The organism is Xanthobacter pollutisoli, from assembly GCF_040044995.1.
GTDB lineage: Bacteria > Pseudomonadota > Alphaproteobacteria > Rhizobiales > Xanthobacteraceae > Xanthobacter.
Map to the genome: position 1 here is coordinate 57,046 of NZ_JBDZDP010000008.1, position 22,225 is coordinate 79,270.

The 22,225-nt window shown below is 69.6% G+C and carries 19 protein-coding genes; 5 read left to right on the forward strand and 14 right to left on the reverse strand.

Annotated features, from left to right (window positions below):
• Positions 1-92 precede the first annotated feature (92 nt).
• On the forward strand, positions 93-2,009 hold the full coding sequence (locus ABLE93_RS16255) for a sigma-54-dependent Fis family transcriptional regulator (protein WP_348840889.1): 1,917 nt from the start codon (positions 93-95) through the stop codon (positions 2,007-2,009).
• A gap of 36 nt (positions 2,010-2,045) precedes the next feature.
• Here ABLE93_RS16255 and ABLE93_RS16260 read toward each other — a convergent pair whose 3' ends face one another.
• From ABLE93_RS16260 to ABLE93_RS16280, 5 genes are all read right to left on the reverse strand, one after another.
• Positions 2,046-3,152 (reverse strand): hypothetical protein, encoded by a 1,107-nt coding sequence (locus tag ABLE93_RS16260; protein WP_348840890.1) that lies wholly within the window; start codon positions 3,150-3,152, stop codon positions 2,046-2,048.
• 134 nt (positions 3,153-3,286) lie between these two features.
• A complete protein-coding gene (locus ABLE93_RS16265) occupies positions 3,287-3,838 on the reverse strand; it encodes a winged helix DNA-binding protein (protein WP_348840891.1) in 552 nt (183 codons plus the stop codon).
• Positions 3,839-3,898: 60 nt separating this feature from the next.
• Positions 3,899-4,879, reverse strand: coding sequence for a TRAP transporter substrate-binding protein (locus tag ABLE93_RS16270; RefSeq protein WP_348840892.1), 981 nt, complete (start codon positions 4,877-4,879; stop codon positions 3,899-3,901).
• An 82-nt stretch (positions 4,880-4,961) separates the two neighbouring features.
• Entirely contained in the window at positions 4,962-6,269 is a 1,308-nt protein-coding gene (locus tag ABLE93_RS16275; RefSeq protein ID WP_348840893.1) for a TRAP transporter large permease, read from the reverse strand.
• A gap of 4 nt (positions 6,270-6,273) precedes the next feature.
• Positions 6,274-6,819, reverse strand: coding sequence for a TRAP transporter small permease (locus ABLE93_RS16280; protein ID WP_348840894.1), 546 nt, complete (start codon positions 6,817-6,819; stop codon positions 6,274-6,276).
• A 313-nt stretch (positions 6,820-7,132) separates the two neighbouring features.
• Here ABLE93_RS16280 and ABLE93_RS16285 point away from each other — a divergent pair, with 313 nt between their 5' ends.
• Positions 7,133-10,822 carry a hydantoinase B/oxoprolinase family protein gene (locus tag ABLE93_RS16285; protein ID WP_348840895.1) on the forward strand — a complete coding sequence of 1,230 codons (3,690 nt, stop codon included), beginning with the start codon at positions 7,133-7,135 and terminating at the stop codon, positions 10,820-10,822.
• Positions 10,823-10,898: 76 nt separating this feature from the next.
• Here ABLE93_RS16285 and ABLE93_RS16290 read toward each other — a convergent pair whose 3' ends face one another.
• Both ABLE93_RS16290 and ABLE93_RS16295 read right to left on the reverse strand, forming a co-directional pair.
• Complete coding sequence (locus ABLE93_RS16290) at positions 10,899-11,273, reverse strand: hypothetical protein (RefSeq protein ID WP_348840896.1); 375 nt, start codon at positions 11,271-11,273, stop codon at positions 10,899-10,901.
• Between the two features lie 298 nt (positions 11,274-11,571).
• Entirely contained in the window at positions 11,572-11,880 is a 309-nt protein-coding gene (locus ABLE93_RS16295; protein WP_348840897.1) for a hypothetical protein, read from the reverse strand.
• A 198-nt stretch (positions 11,881-12,078) separates the two neighbouring features.
• On the opposite strand from ABLE93_RS16295, the gene ABLE93_RS16300 reads away from it, so the two are divergent.
• Both ABLE93_RS16300 and ABLE93_RS16305 read left to right on the forward strand, forming a co-directional pair.
• Positions 12,079-12,801 (forward strand): response regulator, encoded by a 723-nt coding sequence (locus ABLE93_RS16300; protein WP_348840898.1) that lies wholly within the window; start codon positions 12,079-12,081, stop codon positions 12,799-12,801.
• Complete coding sequence (locus ABLE93_RS16305) at positions 12,785-14,224, forward strand: sensor histidine kinase (protein WP_348840899.1); 1,440 nt, start codon at positions 12,785-12,787, stop codon at positions 14,222-14,224. Before ABLE93_RS16300 ends, ABLE93_RS16305 begins: the two co-directional genes overlap by 17 nt.
• A 52-nt stretch (positions 14,225-14,276) precedes the next feature.
• On the opposite strand, the gene ABLE93_RS16310 is transcribed toward ABLE93_RS16305, so the two are convergent.
• From ABLE93_RS16310 to ABLE93_RS16325, 4 genes are read right to left on the reverse strand one after another with little or no spacing between them, the layout of a single operon-like run.
• Positions 14,277-15,644: an amidase gene (locus ABLE93_RS16310; RefSeq protein WP_348840900.1), complete on the reverse strand. Its 1,368-nt coding sequence runs from the start codon at positions 15,642-15,644 to the stop codon at positions 14,277-14,279.
• 24 nt (positions 15,645-15,668) lie between these two features.
• Positions 15,669-16,049, reverse strand: a complete 381-nt coding sequence (locus tag ABLE93_RS16315) for a cupin domain-containing protein (RefSeq protein ID WP_348840901.1) — start codon at positions 16,047-16,049, stop codon at positions 15,669-15,671.
• Positions 16,050-16,071: 22 nt separating this feature from the next.
• Positions 16,072-17,559 carry a 4-hydroxyphenylacetate 3-hydroxylase family protein gene (locus ABLE93_RS16320; protein ID WP_348840902.1) on the reverse strand — a complete coding sequence of 496 codons (1,488 nt, stop codon included), beginning with the start codon at positions 17,557-17,559 and terminating at the stop codon, positions 16,072-16,074.
• Positions 17,560-17,581: 22 nt separating this feature from the next.
• A complete protein-coding gene (locus tag ABLE93_RS16325; protein ID WP_348840903.1) occupies positions 17,582-18,091 on the reverse strand; it encodes a flavin reductase family protein in 510 nt (169 codons plus the stop codon).
• 145 nt (positions 18,092-18,236) lie between these two features.
• On the opposite strand from ABLE93_RS16325, the gene ABLE93_RS16330 reads away from it, so the two are divergent.
• Positions 18,237-18,827: a MarR family winged helix-turn-helix transcriptional regulator gene (locus ABLE93_RS16330; protein ID WP_348840904.1), complete on the forward strand. Its 591-nt coding sequence runs from the start codon at positions 18,237-18,239 to the stop codon at positions 18,825-18,827.
• A gap of 36 nt (positions 18,828-18,863) precedes the next feature.
• Here the strand turns inward: ABLE93_RS16330 and ABLE93_RS16335 are convergent, their stop codons facing one another.
• The 3 genes from ABLE93_RS16335 to ABLE93_RS16345 all read right to left on the reverse strand — a co-directional run bounded on the left by ABLE93_RS16335 (position 18,864) and on the right by ABLE93_RS16345 (position 22,117).
• Positions 18,864-19,661, reverse strand: a complete 798-nt coding sequence (locus ABLE93_RS16335; protein ID WP_348840905.1) for an ABC transporter ATP-binding protein — start codon at positions 19,659-19,661, stop codon at positions 18,864-18,866.
• Positions 19,658-20,803 carry an ABC transporter permease gene (locus tag ABLE93_RS16340; RefSeq protein ID WP_348840906.1) on the reverse strand — a complete coding sequence of 382 codons (1,146 nt, stop codon included), beginning with the start codon at positions 20,801-20,803 and terminating at the stop codon, positions 19,658-19,660. Before ABLE93_RS16340 ends, ABLE93_RS16335 begins: the two co-directional genes overlap by 4 nt.
• Positions 20,804-20,926: 123 nt before the next feature.
• Positions 20,927-22,117, reverse strand: a complete 1,191-nt coding sequence (locus ABLE93_RS16345; protein WP_348840907.1) for an efflux RND transporter periplasmic adaptor subunit — start codon at positions 22,115-22,117, stop codon at positions 20,927-20,929.
• Positions 22,118-22,225 lie beyond the last annotated feature (108 nt).

A 22,225-nucleotide genomic window follows, 5' to 3' on the forward strand; every position in this document is an offset into this window, starting at 1 on the left:
GTGCGAAGCTGTCGCCCATAACAACAAGGTGGCGCGACACCTGTCGCAGAATGCGACAGCGCGCCGGGGAGTGAAGCGAGTCGAGGGGTCGCATGCCGCCTGCCATGCCTTATCCGTCCGTTGCGCCGGCGCTTCCGCCGGAGGAGCTGCTGGCCGCGCGGCGGCGCTTCTTCTCCGGCGCGCCGGTGACAGAGCATGCGCTGGCCCTCCCCATCCTGAGGTCCTGGACCCGCTGCGCCGAGCGCGGCCTGCCGGTGGGCGGGCGCGGACGCCCCGAACCGCTGACCCAGGCGGAGCTGGCCGCCCGCCGGGAGGGCTCCGAGGCGTTGCGTCGCCGCTGCCGGCCGGAGCTGGAGGCGCTGCACCTCAGCGCCAATGCGGCCCACAGCATCGTCATCCTCACCGATCCGTCGGGCCTGGTGCTCGACACCGTGGGCGATGCGGATTTCGCCGACCGCGCCGCCCAGGTCGCGCTGCGCCCCGGCGTGAGCTGGGCCGAGGCCGACAGCGGCACCAACGCCATCGGCACGGCGCTGGTGGAGCGTCGCCCCATCGAGGTGCGCGGCGCCGAGCATTATGCCGAGCCCAACGGCATCCTCAGCTGCGCCGCCGCCCCCATCCTCGATCCGTTCGGCGCGCTCGTGGGCGTGCTTGATTTGTCCGGCCCCGCGAGTGTGCCGCACCTGCACGCCCTCGCTTTAGTTGAGCTGGCCGTGGGGCAGGTGGAGCACCGCATGTTCGACGCTGCCTTCGCCGGGCGCGACGTGGTGCGCTTCCACGCGGACCCCTCTTTCCTCGGCACGGCGCGTGAGGGCGTCCTCGTGTTCGAGGATCATCGGCTGGTAGCGGCCAACCGGTCAGGCCTCGCCTTGCTGGGGGTGGGCTGGGACGCGCTCGGTGCCCGCCGGTTCGCCGATCTGTTCCAGGGCAGCCTTGGCCGGCCGGGTGATGAGCGCCGCGCCCGTACCGCCCACGGTGACGTCGTGCTGCGGCTGGAGCGGCAGCTGTCCGCGCCCCGCGCCGCGACGGCGCCTTCGACGCGCGCGCCATCGGCGCGGGCGCTATCGCCTCTGTCCCAGCCCGCCGGGCCGCGCTTCGACGCCGAGACAGAGCTGGCGCTCGGGCGGGCCATCCGCCTTGTCGCGGCGGACGTCCCGGTGCTGATCCAGGGCGAGACCGGCACCGGCAAGGAGGTTTTCGCGCGCGAGATCCACCGCCGCGGCGGCCGCGCGGGGCAAGCCTTCGCCGCCGTCAATTGCGCCGCGCTGCCGGAAGGGCTCATCGAATCCGAGCTGTTCGGCTATGAGGAGGGCGCGTTCACCGGCGCCCGCCGCGCCGGCTTCAAGGGCCTGTTCCGCGAGGCGGATGGCGGGGTGCTGTTCCTCGACGAGATTGGCGACATGCCTCTGTCGCTGCAGAGCCGCCTGTTGCGTGTCCTGCAGGAGCGGGAGGTGACGCCGCTCGGCGGCGGCAAGGCGGTGAAGGTGGACTTCGCCCTCGTCTGCGCCTCCCACCGCGACCTGAAGCTGCTGGTGGAGCAGGGCGCCTTCCGCGCCGACCTCTATTTCCGCATCGCCCAATACACCGTGACCCTGCCCCCCGTGCGCAGCCTCGCCGGCCGCGAGGCTCTGGTGGATCGCCTGTGGCAGGAGATGGCTGGGGCGGGCGCGGCGGCGCCGACCCTCACCGCCGGCTGCCGTGACCTTCTCGCCCGCCACGCCTGGCCCGGCAACTTCCGCCAGCTGGTGGCGGTGCTGCGAGTGCTCAACGCCCTCGCCGAGCCCGGCGAGGCGGTGGGCATCGAGGCGCTTCCGGCGGACATCCGCAGCGCCGCGGAAGCTGTCGCGCCTGCGGGAGAGGAGCGCCCCGCGAGCGATCTCGGCACCATCACGCGCTCCGCCATCGAGGCGGCGCTGAAGGCAAGCGGCGGCAACATTTCCGAGGCGGCGCGCCGGCTCGGCATCCACCGCTCCACGCTGCACCGGCATCTGGCCGCCCGCGGGCATTGAGAATCGCGCGTTTTGCGCTCGGATCAGGCTTACCGATCAGGCTTGGCGCGCCGCCTCGCCGGTCGCCATGGCCTCGAGCAGCGCCGGCAGCACGGTGGCGCGCATCCGGCGCCCGTAGAACAGGCCGAAATGCCCGCTCCCCGGCACCACAAGCCGGCGGTGGAACGGCTCGGGCAGAGCGCGGCAGAGATCGTGGGCCGCATCGGTCTGGCCCTGGGCGGAGATGTCGTCGTCCGCCCCCTCGATGGTGAGCAGCGTGGTGGCGGAAAGGGCCTCGGGGCACACCGACCGGCCGCCCACCATGAGGCTGCCTTTCGCCAGCGCATTGGCGCGGAAGATGGTGGCGACATTCTCCATGAAGAACTCGCCGGGCACGTCCATCATGGTCCAGCACAGGCGCGCCAGCGGAAAGCGCATCGGATCGTCGCCATCGTCGAAGGCGAGGCGGAATGGCAGCTCGCCGCCGCATACGCCCTGGCGCCAGAGGTAGAGGGCGAAGGCATCCATCTGCCGCCACGCCGGAAACACCCACCGCCCGGCGCCGGGGAAGCCCGCGGGCACCTCCTCGATTACCTGCTTTTCCAGCGCCTCCAGCGAACGCTCCTGCAGCACGCGCCACAGCCGGGTGGGATTGCGCGAGGGGTCTATGGGGCCGCCGATCAGGCTGAGGCTGGCGGGGGGCAGCCCCGCATCGGCGAGCAGGCAGGCCGCAGCAAAGGCCGGCAGCGCCCCCTGGCACACTCCCACCATGTGCACGGCCGCCTCTCCGTCCCCCAGCGCCCGGGCCATCTGCGCCGTCTCCAGGCAATTCTCGGCGAAGCCGAAACGCCCGGCGGCGGATGGAAGGTAGCGGGCATTGGGCCAGTCGGTGACCCCGACCCGCCCGGCGGCCGGCAGCAGGGCAGCGACCAGGTCGCGCATGAGGAAGGGATAGGCCCCGGCGATGGGCGCCACCACCAGCACCCTCGGCCCCACGGTGCCGGGTCGGAAGAAGGTCCGCAGCTGGCCGAACGGGAGGTGCGCCGAGACCTCCTCCGTCACCGCATCTCCGGCGAGGCCGAAGTCACGAAACGCGTCGTCGGACGGGCGCAGGCCCTGATCGGCTTCGCCAAAATGCAACGGGCGCAAGTCGTCGAGCCACATCGGGCGCGGTCCATCCTCGGGCAGCCGGGTGGAGGGGCGACTTGGCATCATATCGTAATGCCGGCTTCGCACCATGCATTCGCCGCTGGGGATTCTCGTCCTTTCGCAGCCCGGCGCGCGCTACCGCCGCGGGGTCAGAGCGAGGCGGCGGCGCGGGCGGCCTGGTCGTAATGGCCCGAAAGGGTGCGCATCATCGCCGCGATCTCGGAGAGCATCTGGGGATCGATGCCGGTGGCGGCGACCGCGTTCGCCAGCAGCGCCTCGCGCACCTCGCGATAGCGGGCACATGCGGCGCGGCCGGTCTCGCTGGCGGCGAGCGTCTTCTCCTTGCCGCGGCGGCCGGCCTGCACCAGCCCGAGGGCCTGGAGCTTCTTGGCGGCATAGGTCACGAGGTGGGTGTCCTCCACGTCGAGGACGAGGCAGAGGTCGGCGATGGTCTTGGGCCGGTCGCGATGCACCACATGGTGCAGCACAAGCACGTCGAGGGACGATAGGTCCGGCACGCCGGCGGCGGTCATGCAGCGCACCATCCAGCGCCCGTAGGCGTGGGTGAGCATGTTCAGCCCGAACTCGAACTCGGACAGCGCCGGCAATGCGCCGTCCGCGAGATGGGCGGAGGAGACGATGGAGGGGCCGCGGCCCGGCTTGCGGCTCTCCGCCCCCTTGAGTGGATCGTCTTTGGTCACGGTGCGTGCGGTCCTGCCATGGGAGGGCCGGGGACGGGCGGGCCGCCCCCGGCCATGAGCTCACTTCTTGTAGGCGGCGATGATCTCCGTGCCGGTGGCGCCGGCCTTGGCGAGCCACGCCTCGGTCAAGGTGCCGCCGATCTTCTCGAAGCCGGCCTTCAGCTCGGGCGACGGCGGGCCGACCTTCATGCCCTTGGCGGTCAGGGTGTCCATGTAGCCCTTGGTCTTGGTCTCCGACAGCTTCCAGCCGCGCGCCTCGGCGTCGGCGGCGGCCTTCAGGACGGCGTCCTGGGTGGGCTTGTCCAGCGCGTCGAAGGCGGCCTGGTTCACGAACACCACGTTCTTCGGCAGCCAGGCCTGGATGTCGTAGAAATAGGGGATGCTCTCCCAGATCTTCACGTCGTTGCCGGTGGCGGACGAGGTGATGAGCGCGTTGACCACGCCGGTGGCGAGCGCCTGGGCGAGCTCGGCCTGCTGCACGGTGACCGCCTGGGCGCCCACCGCCTCGCCGATGCGCGAGGTGCCGGGATTGTAGGCGCGCCACTTGGCGCCCTTCAGGTCCTCGGTCTTCTCCACCGCCATCTTGGAGAACAGGCCCTGCGGCGGCCACGGCATGGCATAGAGCACCTTGATGCCCTGGGTGGCGAGCTTCTTCTCCACCGCCGGGCGGGAGGCGTCCCACAGCTTCTTGGAGGCGTCGAAGGAGGTGGCGAGGAAGGGCACCACGTCCACGCCGAACACCGGGTCCTCATTCTCGTGGATGGAGATGAGCACCTCGCCGGCCTGAGCCTGCCCGGTCTGCACCGCGCGCTTGATCTCCGGCGCCTTGAACAGGGAGGCGTTGGGATGGAGCGTGATGACGAGCTTGCCGCCGGTGGCCGTCTCCACATCCTTGGCGAACTGGGCGAGGTTCTCGGAGTGGAGGTTGTCGGCGGGGTAGGCGGAGGGCAGGTTCCATTTGGTCTGCGCCAGCGCCGGGCCCGCGAAGGCGAGGGCGCCGATCGCGAGGGCCGGGCCGAGGATGCGCTTCAGTCCAGACATCAAAGTCTCCTTCGGGTTGATCCTACGTATCGAGCCCTCGCGAAACCGGGGAGGGGCCGGCCAAGACGTGTCCAGTGGTGCGTCAGTTCCCGTAGGCGAGCTCCGGCAGGATCATGACGATCTGCGGAAACACCGTGATGATGGCGACTGCCGCGACGAGAAGGAAGAAGAACGGCAGGGATGCCAGCGCGACTGTGTTGGAATCCTTGCCGGACATAGTTTGCAGCACGAACAGGTTGAAGCCTACCGGCGGCGATACCTCGGCCATCTCCACCACGAGGATCAGGAAGATGCCGAACCAGATGGGATCGAAGCCGGCGGTCTTGATCATCGGGATCACCACCGAGGTGGTCAGCACGATCATGGACAGGCCGTCGAGCGCCGTGCCGAGCACGATGTACATGACGGTCAAAGCGGCGATGAGGGCGTAGGGCGACAGGTGCAGGCTGTCCACCCACTGGGCGAGGGCCACCGGAATGCCGGTGTAGGCCATGGAGGTGGACATGAAGGAGGCGCCCGCGAGGATCAGCATGATCATGCAGGTGAGGCGCGTCGCCCCCATCACCGAGGCCCAGAAGGCGGGCCAGGAGAGCGCGCCCTGCCACCAGGCGATGGCGAGAGAGCCGGCGACGCCCCAGGCGGCGCATTCCGTCGCCGTCGCCCAGCCGAACAGCAGCGCCGCGAAAACGAAGATGATGAGCAGGCTGACCGGGATGAGGTTCGCCGATTCCCGCATCTTCTCGCGCCACGGCAGGGGCGGATCGGCAGGCGGGGTCTTCGTGGGGTTGAGCAGCGACCACACCGCGATGTAGCCGGAATAGAGCGCCATCACCAGGAAGCCGGGCAGGAAGCCGGCGAGGAACACCTGGATGATGGAGACGTTGGCGGCAACCGCATAGACCACCATGGTGATGGACGGCGGGATGAGGATGCCGAGCGTACCGGCGCCGGCGAGCGAGCCGAGGCTGACATTCTCGTCGTAGCCGCGCTTCTTGAGTTCCGGCAAGGCGATCTTGGCGACGGTGGCGCAGGTGGCGGCGGAGGAGCCGGACACCGAGCCGAAGAGGCCGCAGGCGATGACGTTGACGTGCATCAGCCGGCCCGGCAGCCAGTTGAGCCAGGGTGCTAGGCCGCGGAACATCTCTTCGGACAGGCGGGTGCGGAACAGGATCTCGCCCATCCACACGAACAGCGGCAGCGCGGCGAGGGTCCAGGAGGCGGAATTGCCCCAGATCGTGGTCGCGAGCACAGCGCCAGCGGGAATGCCGCCGGCGACGAACTGCATGCCGACGAACCCCACCACCAGAAGGGCGATGGCAATCCACACGCCGCAGGCGAGGAGCGCCATGAGCAGTAGGAGCAGGAGACCGGAAATCTCGATCATTTCCATGGCGTCAGACCCCGCTCTGCATGGCGCGCTCGACCACTTCCTCGGCCGTGGCCGGCGGCGGCTTCTCGTAGCGGGGGGCGCCGCCCATGAGCGCATTCACCAGTTCATCGACGAACGCGATGAAGAGGATGACGAGCCCGCCGGAATAGCCGAGCTGGGGAATCCACAGGGGCACGGCGACGACGCCCTGCGAGATGTCGTCGAAGCGGTAGGAATCCCAGGTGAGCACCCCCGCGTTCCAGGCGAAGAAGCCCACCGAGAGCGTGCCGATGACGAGGCAGATCAGCTCCACCACCCGTTTGGCGCTGCCCCGGATATGATCGGTGACGAGGCCGACACGGATCAGCTCGCCGGATCGGAAGGTGTGGGCAAGCCCGAGGAAGGCGCTCGCCGCCATGCACCAGGCCACGAAGTCGTCGCCTGCGGGGATGTTGAAACCGACGATGCGGCCCACGGAGAGCAGCATCATCAGCACGAAGATGGCGAGGAGGAAGAGGCCCGCGAGCCATCCCGCCACGAGGTAAAGGCCGTCGAGGGCGCGGCGGATCATGCCGGCCTCCGGGAAGGCCGGGTGGGCTCAAGGCGCACGGGGGCGAGCCGCGACGGAGGCGGGTGGTTCACGCTGTGCATAGGTCCCCTCTCGCGGCCTCTAGCCGCCCGCTCTGTGGCGTTTGATGGCAGTTTCAAGAAACGTAGATAAATTGTCAACGATACGTTGACGAAAAAAGATCGACATGGCTTCTTGTCGTCACGGCGCGGCTGACGGAGCGGGAAGTGCTTCCCCTCTAGCAAGCCCCGCGCCATCCGGCGGTGCCGGAGGGGCCGGGCGTTTCCGGCGAAGGAATTATCCGGAGGAGCGGGCGATGGCGGGAACCGACGGCGAGCTGGATGGCGGGCAGACGGACGCGCCGAACCTTCCTGCGGCGGACCCGTTGAAGGCCTGGGAATTCTGGATCGACCGGGGCGGCACCTTCACCGACATCGTCGGACGCCGGCCGGACGGCAGCCTCGTCGCCCACAAGGTCCTGTCCGAGAATCCGGAGGCCTATCGCGACGCCGCGGTGCACGGAATCCGCGAACTGCTCGGCCTCGCCGCCGGCGCGCCCATCCCGCCCGGGCTGGTTTCTGCCGTGAAGATGGGCACCACCGTCGCCACCAATGCCCTCCTTGAGCGCAAGGGCGACCGCACCCTCCTCGTCACCACTCGCGGCTTCAAGGACGCGCTCAAGATCGGCTACCAAGCGCGGCCGAAGATCTTCGCCAAGAAGATTGTGCTGCCGGACATGCTGTTCGAGGAGGTGCTGGAGGTGGACGAGCGGGTCCGCGCCGACGGCACGGTGGAGGCGGTACCCGACCTCGGTATTGTGCGCACGGCGCTGGAACGCGCGAAGGCGGAGGGCATCGCCGCCGTGGCGGTGGTGTTCATGCACGGCTATCGCCATCCCGCGCACGAGCGGCAGGTGGCGGAGCTGGCCCGGGAAATCGGCTTTCCCCAGGTCTCGGTCTCGCACGAGGTCTCGCCCCTCATCAAGCTGGTGGGACGCGGCGACACCACGGTGGCGGACGCCTATCTCTCCCCCATCCTGCGCCGCTACGTGGGGCAGGTGGCGGAAGAGCTGGCCGGCGGCGCCGACCGCGTCGGGACGGCCGAAGCGATCCGCCTCATGTTCATGATGTCCTCGGGCGGCCTCACCGCGGCCGACCTGTTCCAGGGCAAGGATGCTCTGCTCTCGGGGCCGGCCGGCGGCGTGGTCGGTGCGGCGGAAACCGGGGCGCTGGCGGGCTTCTCCCGCATCATCGGCTTCGACATGGGTGGCACCTCCACCGACGTCTGCCATTATGACGGGGAGCTGGAGACCGCCTTCGACACCGAGGTGGCCGGCGTGCGCATCCGCGCGCCGATGATGCGCATCCATACGGTGGCGGCGGGCGGCGGCTCCCTCCTGCATTACGACGGCGCGCGCTTTCGCGTGGGGCCGGATTCGGCCGGCGCCAATCCCGGCCCTGCCTGCTACCGGCGCGGCGGGCCGCTGGCCGTCACCGACGCCAATGTGATGCTCGGCAAGCTGATCCCGGATTTCTTCCCGCGGATCTTCGGCCCCGGCCAGAACCAGCCGCTGGACGCCGAGGTGGTGCGCGCACGCTTCAGCGAACTGGCGCAGCAGATCGGCGATGGCCGCACGCCCGAACAGGTGGCGGATGGTTTCGTGACCATCGCGGTCGAGAACATGGCCAACGCCATCAAGAAGATCTCGGTGGAGCGCGGCTACGACGTGACCCGCTACGCCCTCAATTGCTTCGGCGGCGCCGGCGGCCAGCACGCCTGCCTCGTGGCCGACGCGCTGGGGATGACCAAGGTGCTCATCCATCCCTTCTCCGGCCTGCTCTCGGCCTACGGCATGGGCCTTGCCGCGGTGCGCGCCCAGCGCACTCGGGCCGTGGGCGACGAAATGACCGGCGATCTCCTGCCCCGGCTTTCAACCCTGAAGGAGGAACTTGCCGCCGAGACCCTCGCGGAGCTCGCGGGGCAGGGCATCGCCGCTGCCGCGGCGACGACGGAAGCAAAGGCGCATCTGCGCTACAGCGGCACCGACACGGCGCTGCCGGTGACCCTCGCCGACCTCGACGCCATGCAGCGGGACTTCGAGGCCAAGCACCGCGCCCAGTTCGGCTTCGTCTCGCCGGAGAAGACCATCGTGGTGGAGGCGCTGGAGGTGATGTCCGCCGGCGGCGGCGCCGGCATCGCCGAACCGGACCTGCCGCTCTCCTCCGATGTCCCGGCGGAGACCCGCCGCAGCCGCTTCTTCGCCCGCGGCCTGTGGCACGACGCGCCGGTGGTGCTGCGCGCGAGCTTCACACCCGGCATGAGCCTGCAGGGCCCGGCCATCGTCATCGAGCCGAACCAGACGGTGGTGGTCGAGAAGGGCTGGCGCGCCGAGGTGAGCGCGAAGAACCATCTCGTCCTCACCCGCACCGAGGCCCTCGACCGGGCGGAAGCGGTGGGCACCCATGCCGACCCGGTGATGCTTGAGGTCTTCAACAACCTCTTCATGTCCATCGCCGAGCAGATGGGCGTGACGCTTCAGAACACGGCCTACTCGGTGAATATCAAGGAGCGGCTCGACTTCTCCTGCGCGGTTTTCTCGGCCGCCGGCGACCTCGTCGCCAATGCCCCGCACATGCCGGTCCATCTCGGCTCCATGGACAAGTCGGTGGAGACGGTGATCCGCGAGAATGCGGGCGCCATCCGCCCCGGGGACGTGTTCGCGCTGAACGCGCCCTATAACGGTGGCACCCATCTGCCGGACATCACGGTGGTGACGCCGGTGTTCGATGCCGCCGGCGCTCGCATCCTCTTCTGGGTGGCCTCGCGCGGGCACCATGCGGACGTGGGCGGCGTCGCCCCCGGCTCCATGAGCCCGCTCGCGACCCATATTGAGGAAGAGGGCGTCTATATCGACAATTTCAAGCTGGTGGCGGAAGGCGTCTTCCAGGAGGCGGGGCTGCTCGCACTCCTCACCGGCGCGCGCTATCCCGCCCGCAACCCGGTGCAGAACATCGCCGACCTGAAAGCGCAGATCGCCGCCAACGAGAAAGGCGTGCGCGAGCTTCTGAAGATGATCGACACGTTCGGCCTGGATGTGGTCGAGGCCTATATGGGTCACGTGCAGGACAATGCGGCCGAAAGCGTGCGTCGGGTGCTGGATCGGCTCGACGACTGCGCGTTTCACTATGAGATGGACCAGGGCACGGTCATCAAGGTGAAGATTTCCGTCGACAAGCAGAAGCGCGAGGCGACGGTGGATTTCACCGGCACATCGCCTCAGCAGGAGACGAATTTCAACGCCCCCGCCCCCGTCACCCGCGCCGCCGTGCTCTACGTGTTCCGCGTGATGGTAGAGGATGAGATCCCCATGAATGCGGGCTGCCTGAGGCCCATCCGTATCGTGGTCCCGGAGGACTCCATGCTGGCGCCGCGCTATCCGGCGGCGGTGGTGGCGGGCAATGTGGAGACATCGCAGGCGGTCACCAACTGCCTGTTCGGGGCGCTGAAGGCCATGGCCGCCTCCCAGGGCACCATGAACAACCTCACCTTCGGCAACGACACCTACCAATATTACGAGACCATCTGCTCCGGCTCGCCCGCCGGCCCGGGCTTCGACGGGACGGACGCGGTGCATGTGCACATGACCAATTCGCGCCTGACCGACCCGGAGGTGCTGGAGACGCGCTTCCCCGTGCTGCTGGAGGATTTCCACATCCGCGCCGGATCCGGTGGTCGGGGGCGCTGGCAGGCGGGCGGCGGCACCTATCGGCGCATCCGCTTCCTGGAGAGGATGGATTGTGCCCTCCTCTCGTCCCATCGCCGGGTGCATCCGTTCGGCGTAGAGGGCGGCGAGGCGGGGGCGCTGGGCGAAGGCTTCGTGCGGCGGCTCGATGGCTCCACCGAAGTCCTTCAGGGCTGCGACCAGACGGTGCTGGAGGCCGGCGAGGCGGTCATCATCGTGACGCCCACCGGTGGTGGCTACGGCGATCCGAAGCTGCGCGGCTAGCGGTATGGGTAACAACGCACCAAGAAAAAGGGCGCCCCCGACGGGGCGCCCTGTGCACTGCGAAAGCGGCGAAGCCTCAGTAGGAGAGGGCGCCGACCTTGGCAACCTCGATGCGGTCGCCGACGCGGGCGATGCGCAGGGTGGCCGCGTCGCGACCGGCCGGTCCGGGCAGCGAAACCACCTGCTCCTGACCGGGCTGAAGCACGGCGGAGACGCGCACCACCGCTGGAGCAGCACCCGGCTCGCCGGCGGCATCGAGCGTGGTGATGACCTGGAAGCCCTTGTCGTGGCGGACATAATAGGTCACGGCCGAAGACTTTCCGCCGAGGTATGTCACGATGGCCTGACGCTCTGCGGGCAGCGGGTCGGCAGCACGGACGGAAACGGCCGCGATCACAGAGGTCGTGGCAAGGAGGCCGGCCACACCGGCAATCTTGAGGATGTTCTTCATGTCGGTCTCACTGCGCACCGTGTGGCCGACGGCCTAGTGGTCGGTACGCTCAGCTGCAGCTACCATAGCCAGAATGTTGCATTGCAGCACGCGCATTTTCCGCATTACAGAAATGCATTCCACTCAATGCTCGCCCCACCATGGCACCGTTTCAGGTTTCAGTCGTGACACGGACGCGCAGCTCGCTGAGGACGACGGCCGTTCTTGCGAGCTCATGAGAGGAAATGGGGGCACCGGGTCGCGGCTATGGGGCGGCACGCCGCGACCCGGCCCGTCCGGACCTGTTGAGGTCCGGAACTCAATAGCGGCTGACGGAGCCGGAGCGGGTCACGCTGTTGCCATTGGGGCCGGTGGTGGTCCGCTGATAGGAATACGTCCCCGGGCCGGTGCGGGAGACGCTGCCGGTGCGCGAGACGCTGCCGCCATAGGGCCCGGTGACGGTCGCGGCGCGGCTGCATGTGCCGCCCCCGCAGGACCCGGCGGCGGCACCGGTATAGGCCCCGCGCGGGGTGTAGACGGTGCCGGTGCGGGTCCAGGCGGCGGCCTCGGTGATGCCGGCGAGCACGGAGAAGCCGGAGAGGGTGAGGATGAGTGCGGCGCGGGTCATGTCTGCCTCCGTTCGGGCCGGGCTCGATGGCCGGCCATTGCGATGGGAGGAGCATGGAGGCGCGCCGTTGCACCGGCTTTGCGATTGAGTGAGGCGCTGTAACGTTTTGTAACCCCGCACGCCTGCGGCATTGATGCAGCCGACGCGCTTGGCGACACTCCCCCATTCCATCGCCTGCTTTGCCGGGAGGCCCACCCATTGGTCCAGCGCACGCTGCTGCTCGTCGAGGATGACCGGGAGATCCGCTCCCTGCTCGCCGATTTCCTCGGCCGCGAGGGCTACGCCGTGCTGGCGGCCGAGGATGGGGCAGCCATGGACCGCTTGCTCGCCACCACCCGACCAGACCTCGTGGTGCTCGACCTGATGCTGCCGGGGGAGGACGGGCTTTCCATCTGCCGCCGGCTGCGGGCGCGCGGCGGCCTGCCCATCCTGATGCTCACCGCCAAGGGCGATGACGTGGACCGCATCGTCGGCCTCGAGATGGGGGCCGACGACTATCTTCCCAAGCCGTTCAATCCGCGCGAGCTTCTCGCCCGTATCCGCGCCGTGCTGCGGCGGGCCGAGGGCGCCTTCGACGGCGCGCAACAGGCGGGCCGGACCCGCCGCGTCGCCTTCGCCGGGTTCGTCGCCGATCTCGACGCCCGCAGCGTCGCGCAGGCCGAGGGGCCGGTCCTCGATCTCACCTCGGCGGAATTCGATCTCCTCGCCTGCTTCTTGGAGCGGCCGAAACGGGTCCTCACCCGCGACCAGCTGCTGGACTGGACGCGCGGCCGCTCGGCCGATCCTTTCGACCGAACCATCGACGTGTCCGTCAGCCGCCTGCGGCGCAAGCTCGGCGGCGCTTCGCCCGATGCGGCTGGCCTCATCAAGACCGTCCGCAACGGCGGCTATCTCCTGGGCGCCGATGTCCGCACCCTCTAGCGCCGATCCCGCCGATGCCGGGGCCGCCGCCCGCGTGAGCCGGCGCGCCCGCCGCCTCGGCATCGCGGCGCGGCTGGCGCTCATTGTCGTGGGGGGCCTCATCGCCGTGCAGGTGCTGATGCTCGCGGCCTATATCGGCGAACGCCGCCGCGCCGCGCCGCTGGGGGCCGTGGTGCCGACGATGCAGCGCATCGCCGCCCTCGCCCAGCTGGTGGAGCGCCTCCCGGCGGACGAGCGCATCCTGGCGCTGCGCGCGGCCACCGCCCCCGGCTTTGCCCCGCAGATCGTCCTCGCGCAGCCCACAAGGAAGACTCCGGCGCTGCTGGGCTTTGCCGCCCGTCGGCTGCGGCAGCTGGTGGGCGGGCCGCCGGACCGCTTCGTGTCCGTCTCGCTCGTCGGCGTCGAGCGCGACGGCAACCGTTTCCTCGAGCGGCTGCGCAACCTGCGCGGCGCGCGGCTCCGGGTGGTGGTGGCTCTGACCGGTGGCGGCTATCTGCAGATCGTTGCCGGCGGCGACGTCACCGCCCGCCTGCTGGGCCTGCCGCTCGGCCTGATCGCCGGCATCCTCGGCTTCCTCGTGGCGCTGGTGGCCCTCCTGGCGGTGCGGCGGGAGACAAGGCCCCTGTCCGATCTCGCCGACGCGGTGGAGCGATTCGGCGTGCGCCTCGAACCCTCCCACGTGCGCGAGCGGGGGGCGGCGGACGTGCGCCTCGTCATCCGCGCGGTGAACGCCATGCAGGCGCGCATCGCCGAACTGGTACGCATGCGCACCCTGGTGCTCGGTGCCATCAGCCACGATCTGCGCACCTACCTCACCCGGCTGCGGCTGCGGCTGGAGCTGATGCCCGACAGCGAACAGGCGGCGAAGGCGCGCGCCGATCTCGATGGCATGCAGGCCCTGGTGGACGACGCCCTGTCGTTCGCCCGCGCGTCCTTCGCCCCGGCCTCCGGCGAACGGGTGGACCTTGCCGGGCTTGCCCGCGCTGAATGCGAGGCGCGTCGCGCCGCCGGCGGCGTCGTCACTCTGGTGGGGGCCGAGGCGCCGATGATCGTCTTCGGCAACGCCGGCGCGCTGACGCGCATGCTGGCGAATCTCGTGGGAAATGCGCTCGCCTATGGCGGGCGCGCCGACATCACGCTGCTCGACCGCGGTGCCGCGGTGGAAGTTCAGGTGGAGGACCGTGGACCGGGCATTCCCGAAGCCGAGCGGGTGAGCGTCTTCGAGCCCTTCTATCGGCTCGAGCCGTCGCGCAACCGCGAGAGCGGGGGCGCCGGCCTCGGTCTCACCATCGTGCGGCAGATGGTGGAGAGCCACGGCGGCAGCGTCGTCATCTCCGACCGGCCCGGCGGCGGGGCGCGGCTCACCGTGACACTGCCGAAAGGCGCGCCGGAAGGCGAGGGCGCCGCCTCCGGCGTCGGCTAGGCCGGCGCGGTTTCGCGACGCGATCGGCCTAACGCCTTCTGCCCCAGACGCCCTAGACGGTCGATGCCAGAGCCGCCTCTACCCCTGCGGCCACGGCGAACAGGGAGGCATCCCCTCCCGGAGCGCCGGCGAGCATCAGGCCCGCCGGGGCGCCGCCGGGGGCGGTGAGGGGCAGGGAAATGGCGCAGCCGTCGATCATGTTGATGAGGGTGGGATTGCGCAAAGCGAGGAGGTTGGCGCGGCCGTAAGCGTCGTCGTCGGTCGCAAGGTCGGCGATCTTCGGCGGCACGATGGCGGCGGTCGGCATCACCAGAGCGTCGAAGCCGGCGATGCGCGCCGCGGCGCGCTCCACCAGCGCCGCGCGGGCCGCCACCAGATCCACATAGTCGGCGGCCGACTGCTCGGCACCCCGGCGCACGCGCAGCGCAACGCGCGGGTCGTATGCGTCGCCCTTCTCCGCCAGCAGCCGGCGGTGGACGGCGTAGCTCTCGGCGGCGGAGAAGCCGCCCTTGGCGTTGAGGGTCGCCACCTCGGCAAATTCCGGGAACGGGGCGGAGACGATCTTGGCTCCCGCCTTGGCGAGGCGTTCCACCGCGGCCTCGAAGGCAAGCGCAACCTCCGCGTCGAGGCCGTCGAGGGCGACGGTGGTGGGCACCAGAAGGCGCATGCCGGCGACGGAGCGCGGGGCGAGGGGGACGGGCTCGGCCCCGCTCAGGATCGCGTCCATGGCGGCGCAGCAGGCCACCGAGCGGGCCATGGGACCGATCGAATCAAGGGTGGTGGACAAAGGGAAGGCGCCCGCCCGCGGCACGCGGCGCGCCGTGGGCTTGAAGCCGACGATGCCGCAGAAGGCCGCGGGGATGCGGCAGGAGCCGCCGGTGTCGGTGCCCAGCGCCGCATGAGCCATGCCGTCCGCCACGGCCACCGCCCCGCCGGACGAGGAACCACCCGACACGCGCGGGCTGGTCGCCCGCTCGAAGGGCGCCGCCGGGTTGCCGGTGTGCGGGTTCATGCCGAGGCCGGAATAGGCGAACTCGGTCATGGTGTTGCGCCCGATGACCACAAAGCCGGCGCGGCGCAGCCGGGCGACGGCCGGAGCGTCCGCCTTGGCCGGCGGTGCGCCGCGCAGCACCTTGGAGCCGGCGGTGGTGACCTCGCCGGCCATGTCGAACAGGTCCTTCACCCCGATGGGGATGCCGGCGAAGGGCGAGGGCGCGGCCCCCGCCTTGCGCAGCAGGTCCTGCGCCTCCGCCGCCGCCAGCGCCGCGTCGCGATGGACCGAAACGAAGGCGCGGGTGCCCTCGCCGGCGGGATCGGCGATGCGGTCGAGGCACGCCTCCGCCAGCGCCCGCGCTGACGTGCGGCCCGAGGCGAGATCATCCGCGAGGACGGCGAGGGTCGGGGTCAGTGAGGCTGGCATGGATCGGTCCGGGTCGAGAGGGAATCAGGCCGGATCGAAATAATGCATTTCGAACAGGATGCAGCCCTTTTCCGACTTGAAGGGGCCATGCACCGCGCCCGGCGGGCGCACCGCATAGGTGAAGGGCGGGAAATTCTCGCCGCCCTCGCCCTTCTCGTCATTGCCGACGGTGAGGTCGCCGGTGACGAGGAACACCTCTTCCCAATACTCGTGCACGAACGGGCTGGTGGTGAAGACACCGGGATCGAACTTGAGCAGGCGCGAGCGCGACCCGGCCTTGCCCGCCTCGTCGAGCGCGCCGGACAGGATCTTCTGCTTGATGCCCTCGGGGTAGCCGGGCGGGACCTCCCAACCGGTGGTGAGGTCGAGGGTGTGGAACTCGTCGTGGATCTTGTTGATGGCCATGTCGGGGCAGTCCTTCAGGGGGTCATTCGGCGGCGCGGGCGGCCGGCGCGGGGGAGATCTCGTCAGAGAGATCGTAGGAAGAGAGCATCATGTCGAGCAGACGCTGGGCATCGGCCCAGTCGTAGGTGCGGAAGGAGTGGCCCTTCACCACGAAGGAGGCCCCCGCATAGAACATCTCGTACTGGGTGTGGCGCGAGGCGAATTCAGAGCCCACCGCATCCCAGGCGAGCTTGTAGAACTTCACCTTCTCCTCGGCGCTGGCGGCCGGCGACTGCTGGGTCTTGCCGATGAGGCGCGAGAGCTCGGGATTCTCGAAATCGTGGACCGACGAGGGCAGCATGATCATGCCGCCGCCGGCGAGCTCGCGGAGGGTCGAGACGAACTTGCCGTAGAGCTGCTGCGCCAGGGTCTGAGCCGCATATAGCGTGTGCCGGTCAGGCACGAAATACGGACCATAGAAGCTGCCCTTCGCCTCCATGGCGGCAACGAAGGCGTCCACCATGGCGGACTCGGCGGCGAGCTGGCCCAGCGTCTCGCGCACCTGCGGGAACTGGGTGGTGCCGTTCACCTCGGTGATGCGCTTCGCGATGGCAAGGAGGAACTTCAGCTTCACCGAGAGGCGGATCTGCGCCTGGTAGTTCTGGTAGACGTGGGCGGGCGTGGCATGGAACTGCTTGTTCGTCATGACGATGTCGCGGGCGATGAAGATGCGGTCCCACGGCACTTTCACGTCGTCGAAATAGAGCACCGCGTCGTTCTCGTCGAAGCGGCTCGCCAGGGGATTGTCGAACACGCTGGGGGCGCCCGCCTCGTAGGACTTGCGCGAGAGGATCTTCAGCCCCTTCGCATTCATCGGAATAACGAAGGACAGCGCGTAGGGCTCCTCGCCCTTCTGCAGCGGCTGGATGCAGGTGACGAACACCTCATTGGCCATGATGCCGCCGGTGGCCAGCATCTTGGCACCGCGCACCGTGATGCCCGAGGTGTCCTCGTCCACGATGGCGGCGGAGAGGAAGGGGTCGGCCTGCTCGGCGGCGTTCTTCGACCGGTCGGCCTGCGGATTGATGATGACGTAGGTGAGATAAAGGTCGTTGTCGCGGGCGTAGCGGTAATAGTCCGCCAGCGCGCGGGCGCGGGCCGGGTCGTAGAGCTCGAACTGATCGAGACCCATATACATGCCGGAGATGCAGGAGGCGACGTGGTCCGGCGCGCGGCCGAGGAAGCCGCCGTGCAGCTCGGTCCAGGCCTCCAGCCCGCGGCGGCGGACCTTGAGGTCCTCGTAGCTCTTCGGCAGCTGCCAGATGCGGTTGGCTCGCGTTCCGGTGTCGGTCTCGAAGGTCATCAGCTCGCGGTTGTCCGGTGCGCTGTGGAAGTCGAACATGCGCCCCACGGACGCCACCGAGCGGCGGAAGGCGTGATGCGTGGTGGCATCGCCGACCCGCTCGCCGTCGATGAAGATCTCGCGCCCATCCCTGAGGCTGGCGATGTGCTCGGCACCGGTCTTGATCATGGCTCGTCTCTCGATAGGGCGTTCAGCCGACGGCGGCCGCAAGGGTGCGGTAGCGTCCGGCGTGGAAGATGAGGGGCTCGGCCGGCGCGGCGCGGTGCGCGACGACCCGGGCGACGAAGATCTCGTGGTCCCCGCCGTCGTGGATGGCGTGGGGCACGCATTCCAGATGCGCCGCAGCTTCGGCGATCAGCGGCGCGCCGCCGTGGCCGCGCAGGTGCGTGACGCCGGCCCACTTTTCCGCGTGGGGGCGGGCGAAGCGGGTCGAGAGGTCTTCCTGATCCCGCGCGAGGACCGAGATGCCGTAGGCCCGCGCCGCACGCAGGGCGGGCAGCGACAGCGCCGTGCGCGCCACCGAGAACAGCACCAGCGGCGGGTCGAGGGAGACTGCGTTGAACGAGCTCATGGTCATTCCCACGAGCGTGCCGTCCTCCCCCTCGGCCGCCACCACGGCAACGCCGGTGGCGAAGGCGCCGAGGGTGCGGCGGAAGGCGCGGGTGTCGGTCAGATCGATGCCGGGTCCGTCGTGGGACATGGCGATGTCACCTTCAAGATAACTTTGTAACAAAGCTATTATCAAAGGCGGATGGACGTCAAGGGCTATGCCCGGCTAAGAAAGCCGACAGCGCGTCTTCCCCCGTCAGGGCGGGGAGCACGGCGCGCGGGAGCGTCCTAGTCCCATGCCGCAGTCGAAGAATGCCACGTCCCGCCGCCAGCTGCCTCTCACGGCCTCGCGCGCCGCGTTGCTGGTGAACGGCTCCGATCTGGAGTTCCGCGAACTGGTGCACGACATGCTCGCCTTCGCCGCCGCCATCCAGGAGGTGCGCAACCGCCTGGGCGGCCTCATCGGGCTCTCGGGCACCCAATATACGATCCTGACCTCCATCGCCCGCCTCGGCAGCCGCGGGACCGGGCTCGGCGTCGCCACGCTGGCCGATCACCTGCACCTGTCAGGCGCCTTCGTGACCATCGAGGTCAACAAGCTGGTGACGGCGGGTCTCGTCACCAAGACCACCAATCCGGACGACCGCCGAAGGGTGGTGCTGGCGGTGACGCCGGAGGCGGAACGCCACCTCGCCGAGCTGACACGGGTGCAGGTGCCGGCCAACGACACCCTGTTCGAGCCGCTGACGACGGCCGATTTCAAGGCCATGCGCGCGATCATCGCCAAGCTCGCCGGCACCGGCGAGCGTACGCTGAAGCTCATCGACTACCTTGCACCGGACGGGAAGGTCACGACCTCGGCCGAGCACCTCGCCCCGCGCGCCTGACGGCTGCTCGCCGCGGGCCGACCCGTGGGCGGAAGGCTAGCCGTGCGCGGCGGCCGATCCCGCCCCGCCGGGGCGCTCGGCCACCATCCGCCCGTCGCTCATCTCGACGATGCGGTCGAAGATGTCCGACCAGCGGGGATCGTGCGTCACCACACCCACCGCCACCTGCCGCTGGTCAGCCAGGGCGCGGAAGGCTTCCATCACCTGCCGGCCGCGCGTGCCGTCCAGCGCCGCGGTGGGCTCGTCGGCGAGCAGAAGCACCGGGTCGTTGGCGAGCGCGCGGGCGATGGACACGCGCTGCTGCTCGCCGCCCGAAAGCTGGGTCGGATAATTGTTCTCGCGATGGTCGAGGCCGAACTGGGCGAGCAGCTCCCGCGCCCGCTCGCGCGCCATGCGGGGCCGCACGTCGTTGATTTCCAGCGCGATCTGCACGTTCTCCACCGCAGTGAGGAAGGGGATCAGGTTCGCCTTCTGAAAGATGAAGCCCACGTGGGTCCGGCGGAAGTCGCGCAGGCTGTTCAGCCGCGTCTGCGGATCGGCGATGGGCTGACCGCGGAAATACACCGCCCCGGTGGAGGGCGGCTCGAGGAGGCCGGCGATCATCAGAAAGGTGGTCTTGCCCGAGCCCGAGGGCCCGACGATGCCGGTGAGCTCGCCGGCGTTCAGCGTCAGCGACATGTCGGTGAGCGCGGCGACCGCGTTGGGGCCGGCCAGATAGATCTTGCTCGCCCCCCGCACCTCCATCACCGCGCGACGGGTCGCGGCGTCGGCTGCGTCGGCGGGAGCGCCGGAGCGGACGGGGGGCGAATAGAGTCCGGGCAGCTGCGCGGTCACGCCAGCACCTCCTGAGCCCGCACCCGCATCGCCCGCCGGATGGCAAACCAGCTGGCGACCAGGCTGATGACGAACAGCGAGAAGCCGATGCCCGCGAGGTCTTCGGGCAGCAGCAGCACGGTGCGCGGGAAGTTGGGATAGAGGGTGAAGGAGATGAGGAGAGCGACGGCGAAGCCGAGCACCCCGATCCACAGCGCCTGCTGCACGATCAGCCCGATGATGACGCGGTCGCGGGCGCCGATCAGCTTCAGCAAGGCGATCTGATTGATCTTCTCCAGCGTCAGCATGTAGATCGTCAGGGCGATGATGGATCCCGCCACCAGCAGGGTCATGGCGGTGAAGGCGAGGATCTGCACCCGCAGGCGCCACAGCCGCCCGTTCAGCAGCATGTCGCGCTCCTCCTGCTGGGTCAGCACTTCCACGTCGCCCCACGCCTTGATGCGGCGCTGGACCTCGCGCACATCGGCATTGGGCCGAAGCTCCACCATCACCGCGCCGATGGCGCCGCCGTCGCCCAGGCCCATGCGCGAGCGGCCCTTGGCGAGCCGGTTGAGCAGCACCGCCTCGGACGGCAGGACGCGGTTGATGGCCTGGGAATCGGAAATGGTGACGAAGAACATGCCGTCGCCGCCCATGTCCACCTGGCCCTTGGTGAGGCCCACCACGGTGTAATCGTCATGGCCGAGGCGGATCACGTCGCCCACCAGCAGGCCGGTGGACTGGTCGGCGATGGCCTCGTAGCGGGTGGAGCGGAACAGCCGGCCGTCGATGAGCGGGATCCAGCTGCCGGAATCCTTGGGATAGTCCACGCCGGTCACGGCGAGGCGCACCGGCTTGCCGTCGATCGTGTATTGCTGGTTGTACTGGATGAATCGCCGGGTGGCCGCGACGCCCGGCACCCCCTCCACCCGCCGGTCGAGGCTGGAGGGCACGGCGGAGCTTTCGGCGAAGGGGCCGGAGCGGCCGCCCTCCACCACCCAGAGGTCGGCGCCGATGTCGTTGATGATGAGCAGCGCCTCGTGGACGATGCCGCGGTAGAGCCCGATCATGCCCATGGTGGCGCCCAGCAGCAGGCCGATGCCCACCGCCGTCAGCGCAAAGCGCAGAGCGGAGAACTTCATGTCCTTCAGGGCGATATTCATGCGAACGCCAAGCGGGTTGGAGCGTGGGTTGGAGCGTGGGGAAGGAACGCGGCGGCGCGTCCGAGGCGCCGCGTGCGGGTCAATGGTCCCGGGTCGTGGCTGCCGTGGATTGCCATGGCGCGGTCACGGCAGCGGGGTGCCGAGGCTCACGGGCTGGAAGGCGTAGCGGCCGGCCGGCGCCAGCACCGCATCACCTTCCTTCAGGCCGCGGGTCACCTCGATATTGGAGCCGCTGATGTAGCCGAGGGTCAGCGGGGTCCACACCGCCCGCCCGCGCTGCGCCAGCCAAACGCCCGCCCGCCCGTCGCGGCGGCTGACGAGGCTCTCGGGGATGCCGATGACGCGCTCGGGAGATTGCGCCTCCACCGCCACGTTGGCCCTTTGCCCCATGGCCCAGCTCTCGGGCAGGGAATCGAGGGTGATGTCGGCGGTGAATTCGCGGGTTTCCTGGTCCACCTGCCGCGACAGGCGCAGCACCTTGCCGTTCCATTCCCGCGAAGGATCGGCCGCGAAGCGGATGCGGGCCGGCTGGCCCACCTTGATCGTCGAGCGGGCGGATTCGTCGAACCGGGCCGAGACGTTGATGGTGGAGAGCTCCACCACCTGCATCAGGTTGGCGCCGGGCAGCAGCAGGTCGCCAGGATTGCGCTCGCGCGAGATGACCACGCCGTCGAGAGGGGAAGTGATGGTGGCTTCGGCGAGGCGGGCCTCCAGCACCTTCACGTTGGCCTGCTGCGAAAGCACCTGCGCCCGTGCGCGCTCGATGCCGGCGTCGGTGCGGGCGATGTCGGCCTCGGCCTGCTTGAAGGCGGCTTCCGTGGTGGTCAGCTCGGCCTGGGATGCAGCATTGAGCCGGACCAGGGTGGTGCGCCGCTCGAACTCGATCTTGGTCTTGTCCAGCATGGCCTGGGCGCGGGCGCGCTCACTCTGCGCTTCGGTCACGCCGCGCTCGGCGGCAGTGACTTCCGCCACGGCGGCGGCGAGCTGGTTCTGCAAGTCGACGGATTCGAGGCGAGCCAGCACCTGACCGGTCTTCACAACGTCGTTGCGGTCCGCCTCGATGACCTTGAGAAAGCCCTGGATGCGGCTCGTCACCACCACGCGATTGATGGCGTCGAGGAGGCCGGGGCCGTTGATCTCAAGGCTCATGAGCCGGGGTCGCACCTCGTGGTAGGGCACCGGCGCGGGCAGGATGTACCAGTAGAAGCCGTAGGCGCCCGCCGCGAGCGCGGCGAGGGCAACGAAGGCGAAGCGGCGCCAGCCGGCGGAATGATCGGCCCGCGTGTGGAGAGCGGGGACGGGTTCAGGCTTCACGGCCGCCGCCCATTCCAACGCACGCGCGAGCCGGTCCGGAGGGCCGGCGCAACTCGCGGCCGCGATGGTGCGCCGGCGGTTCGGTGATCTGCGGCGGCTTCGTCCGGT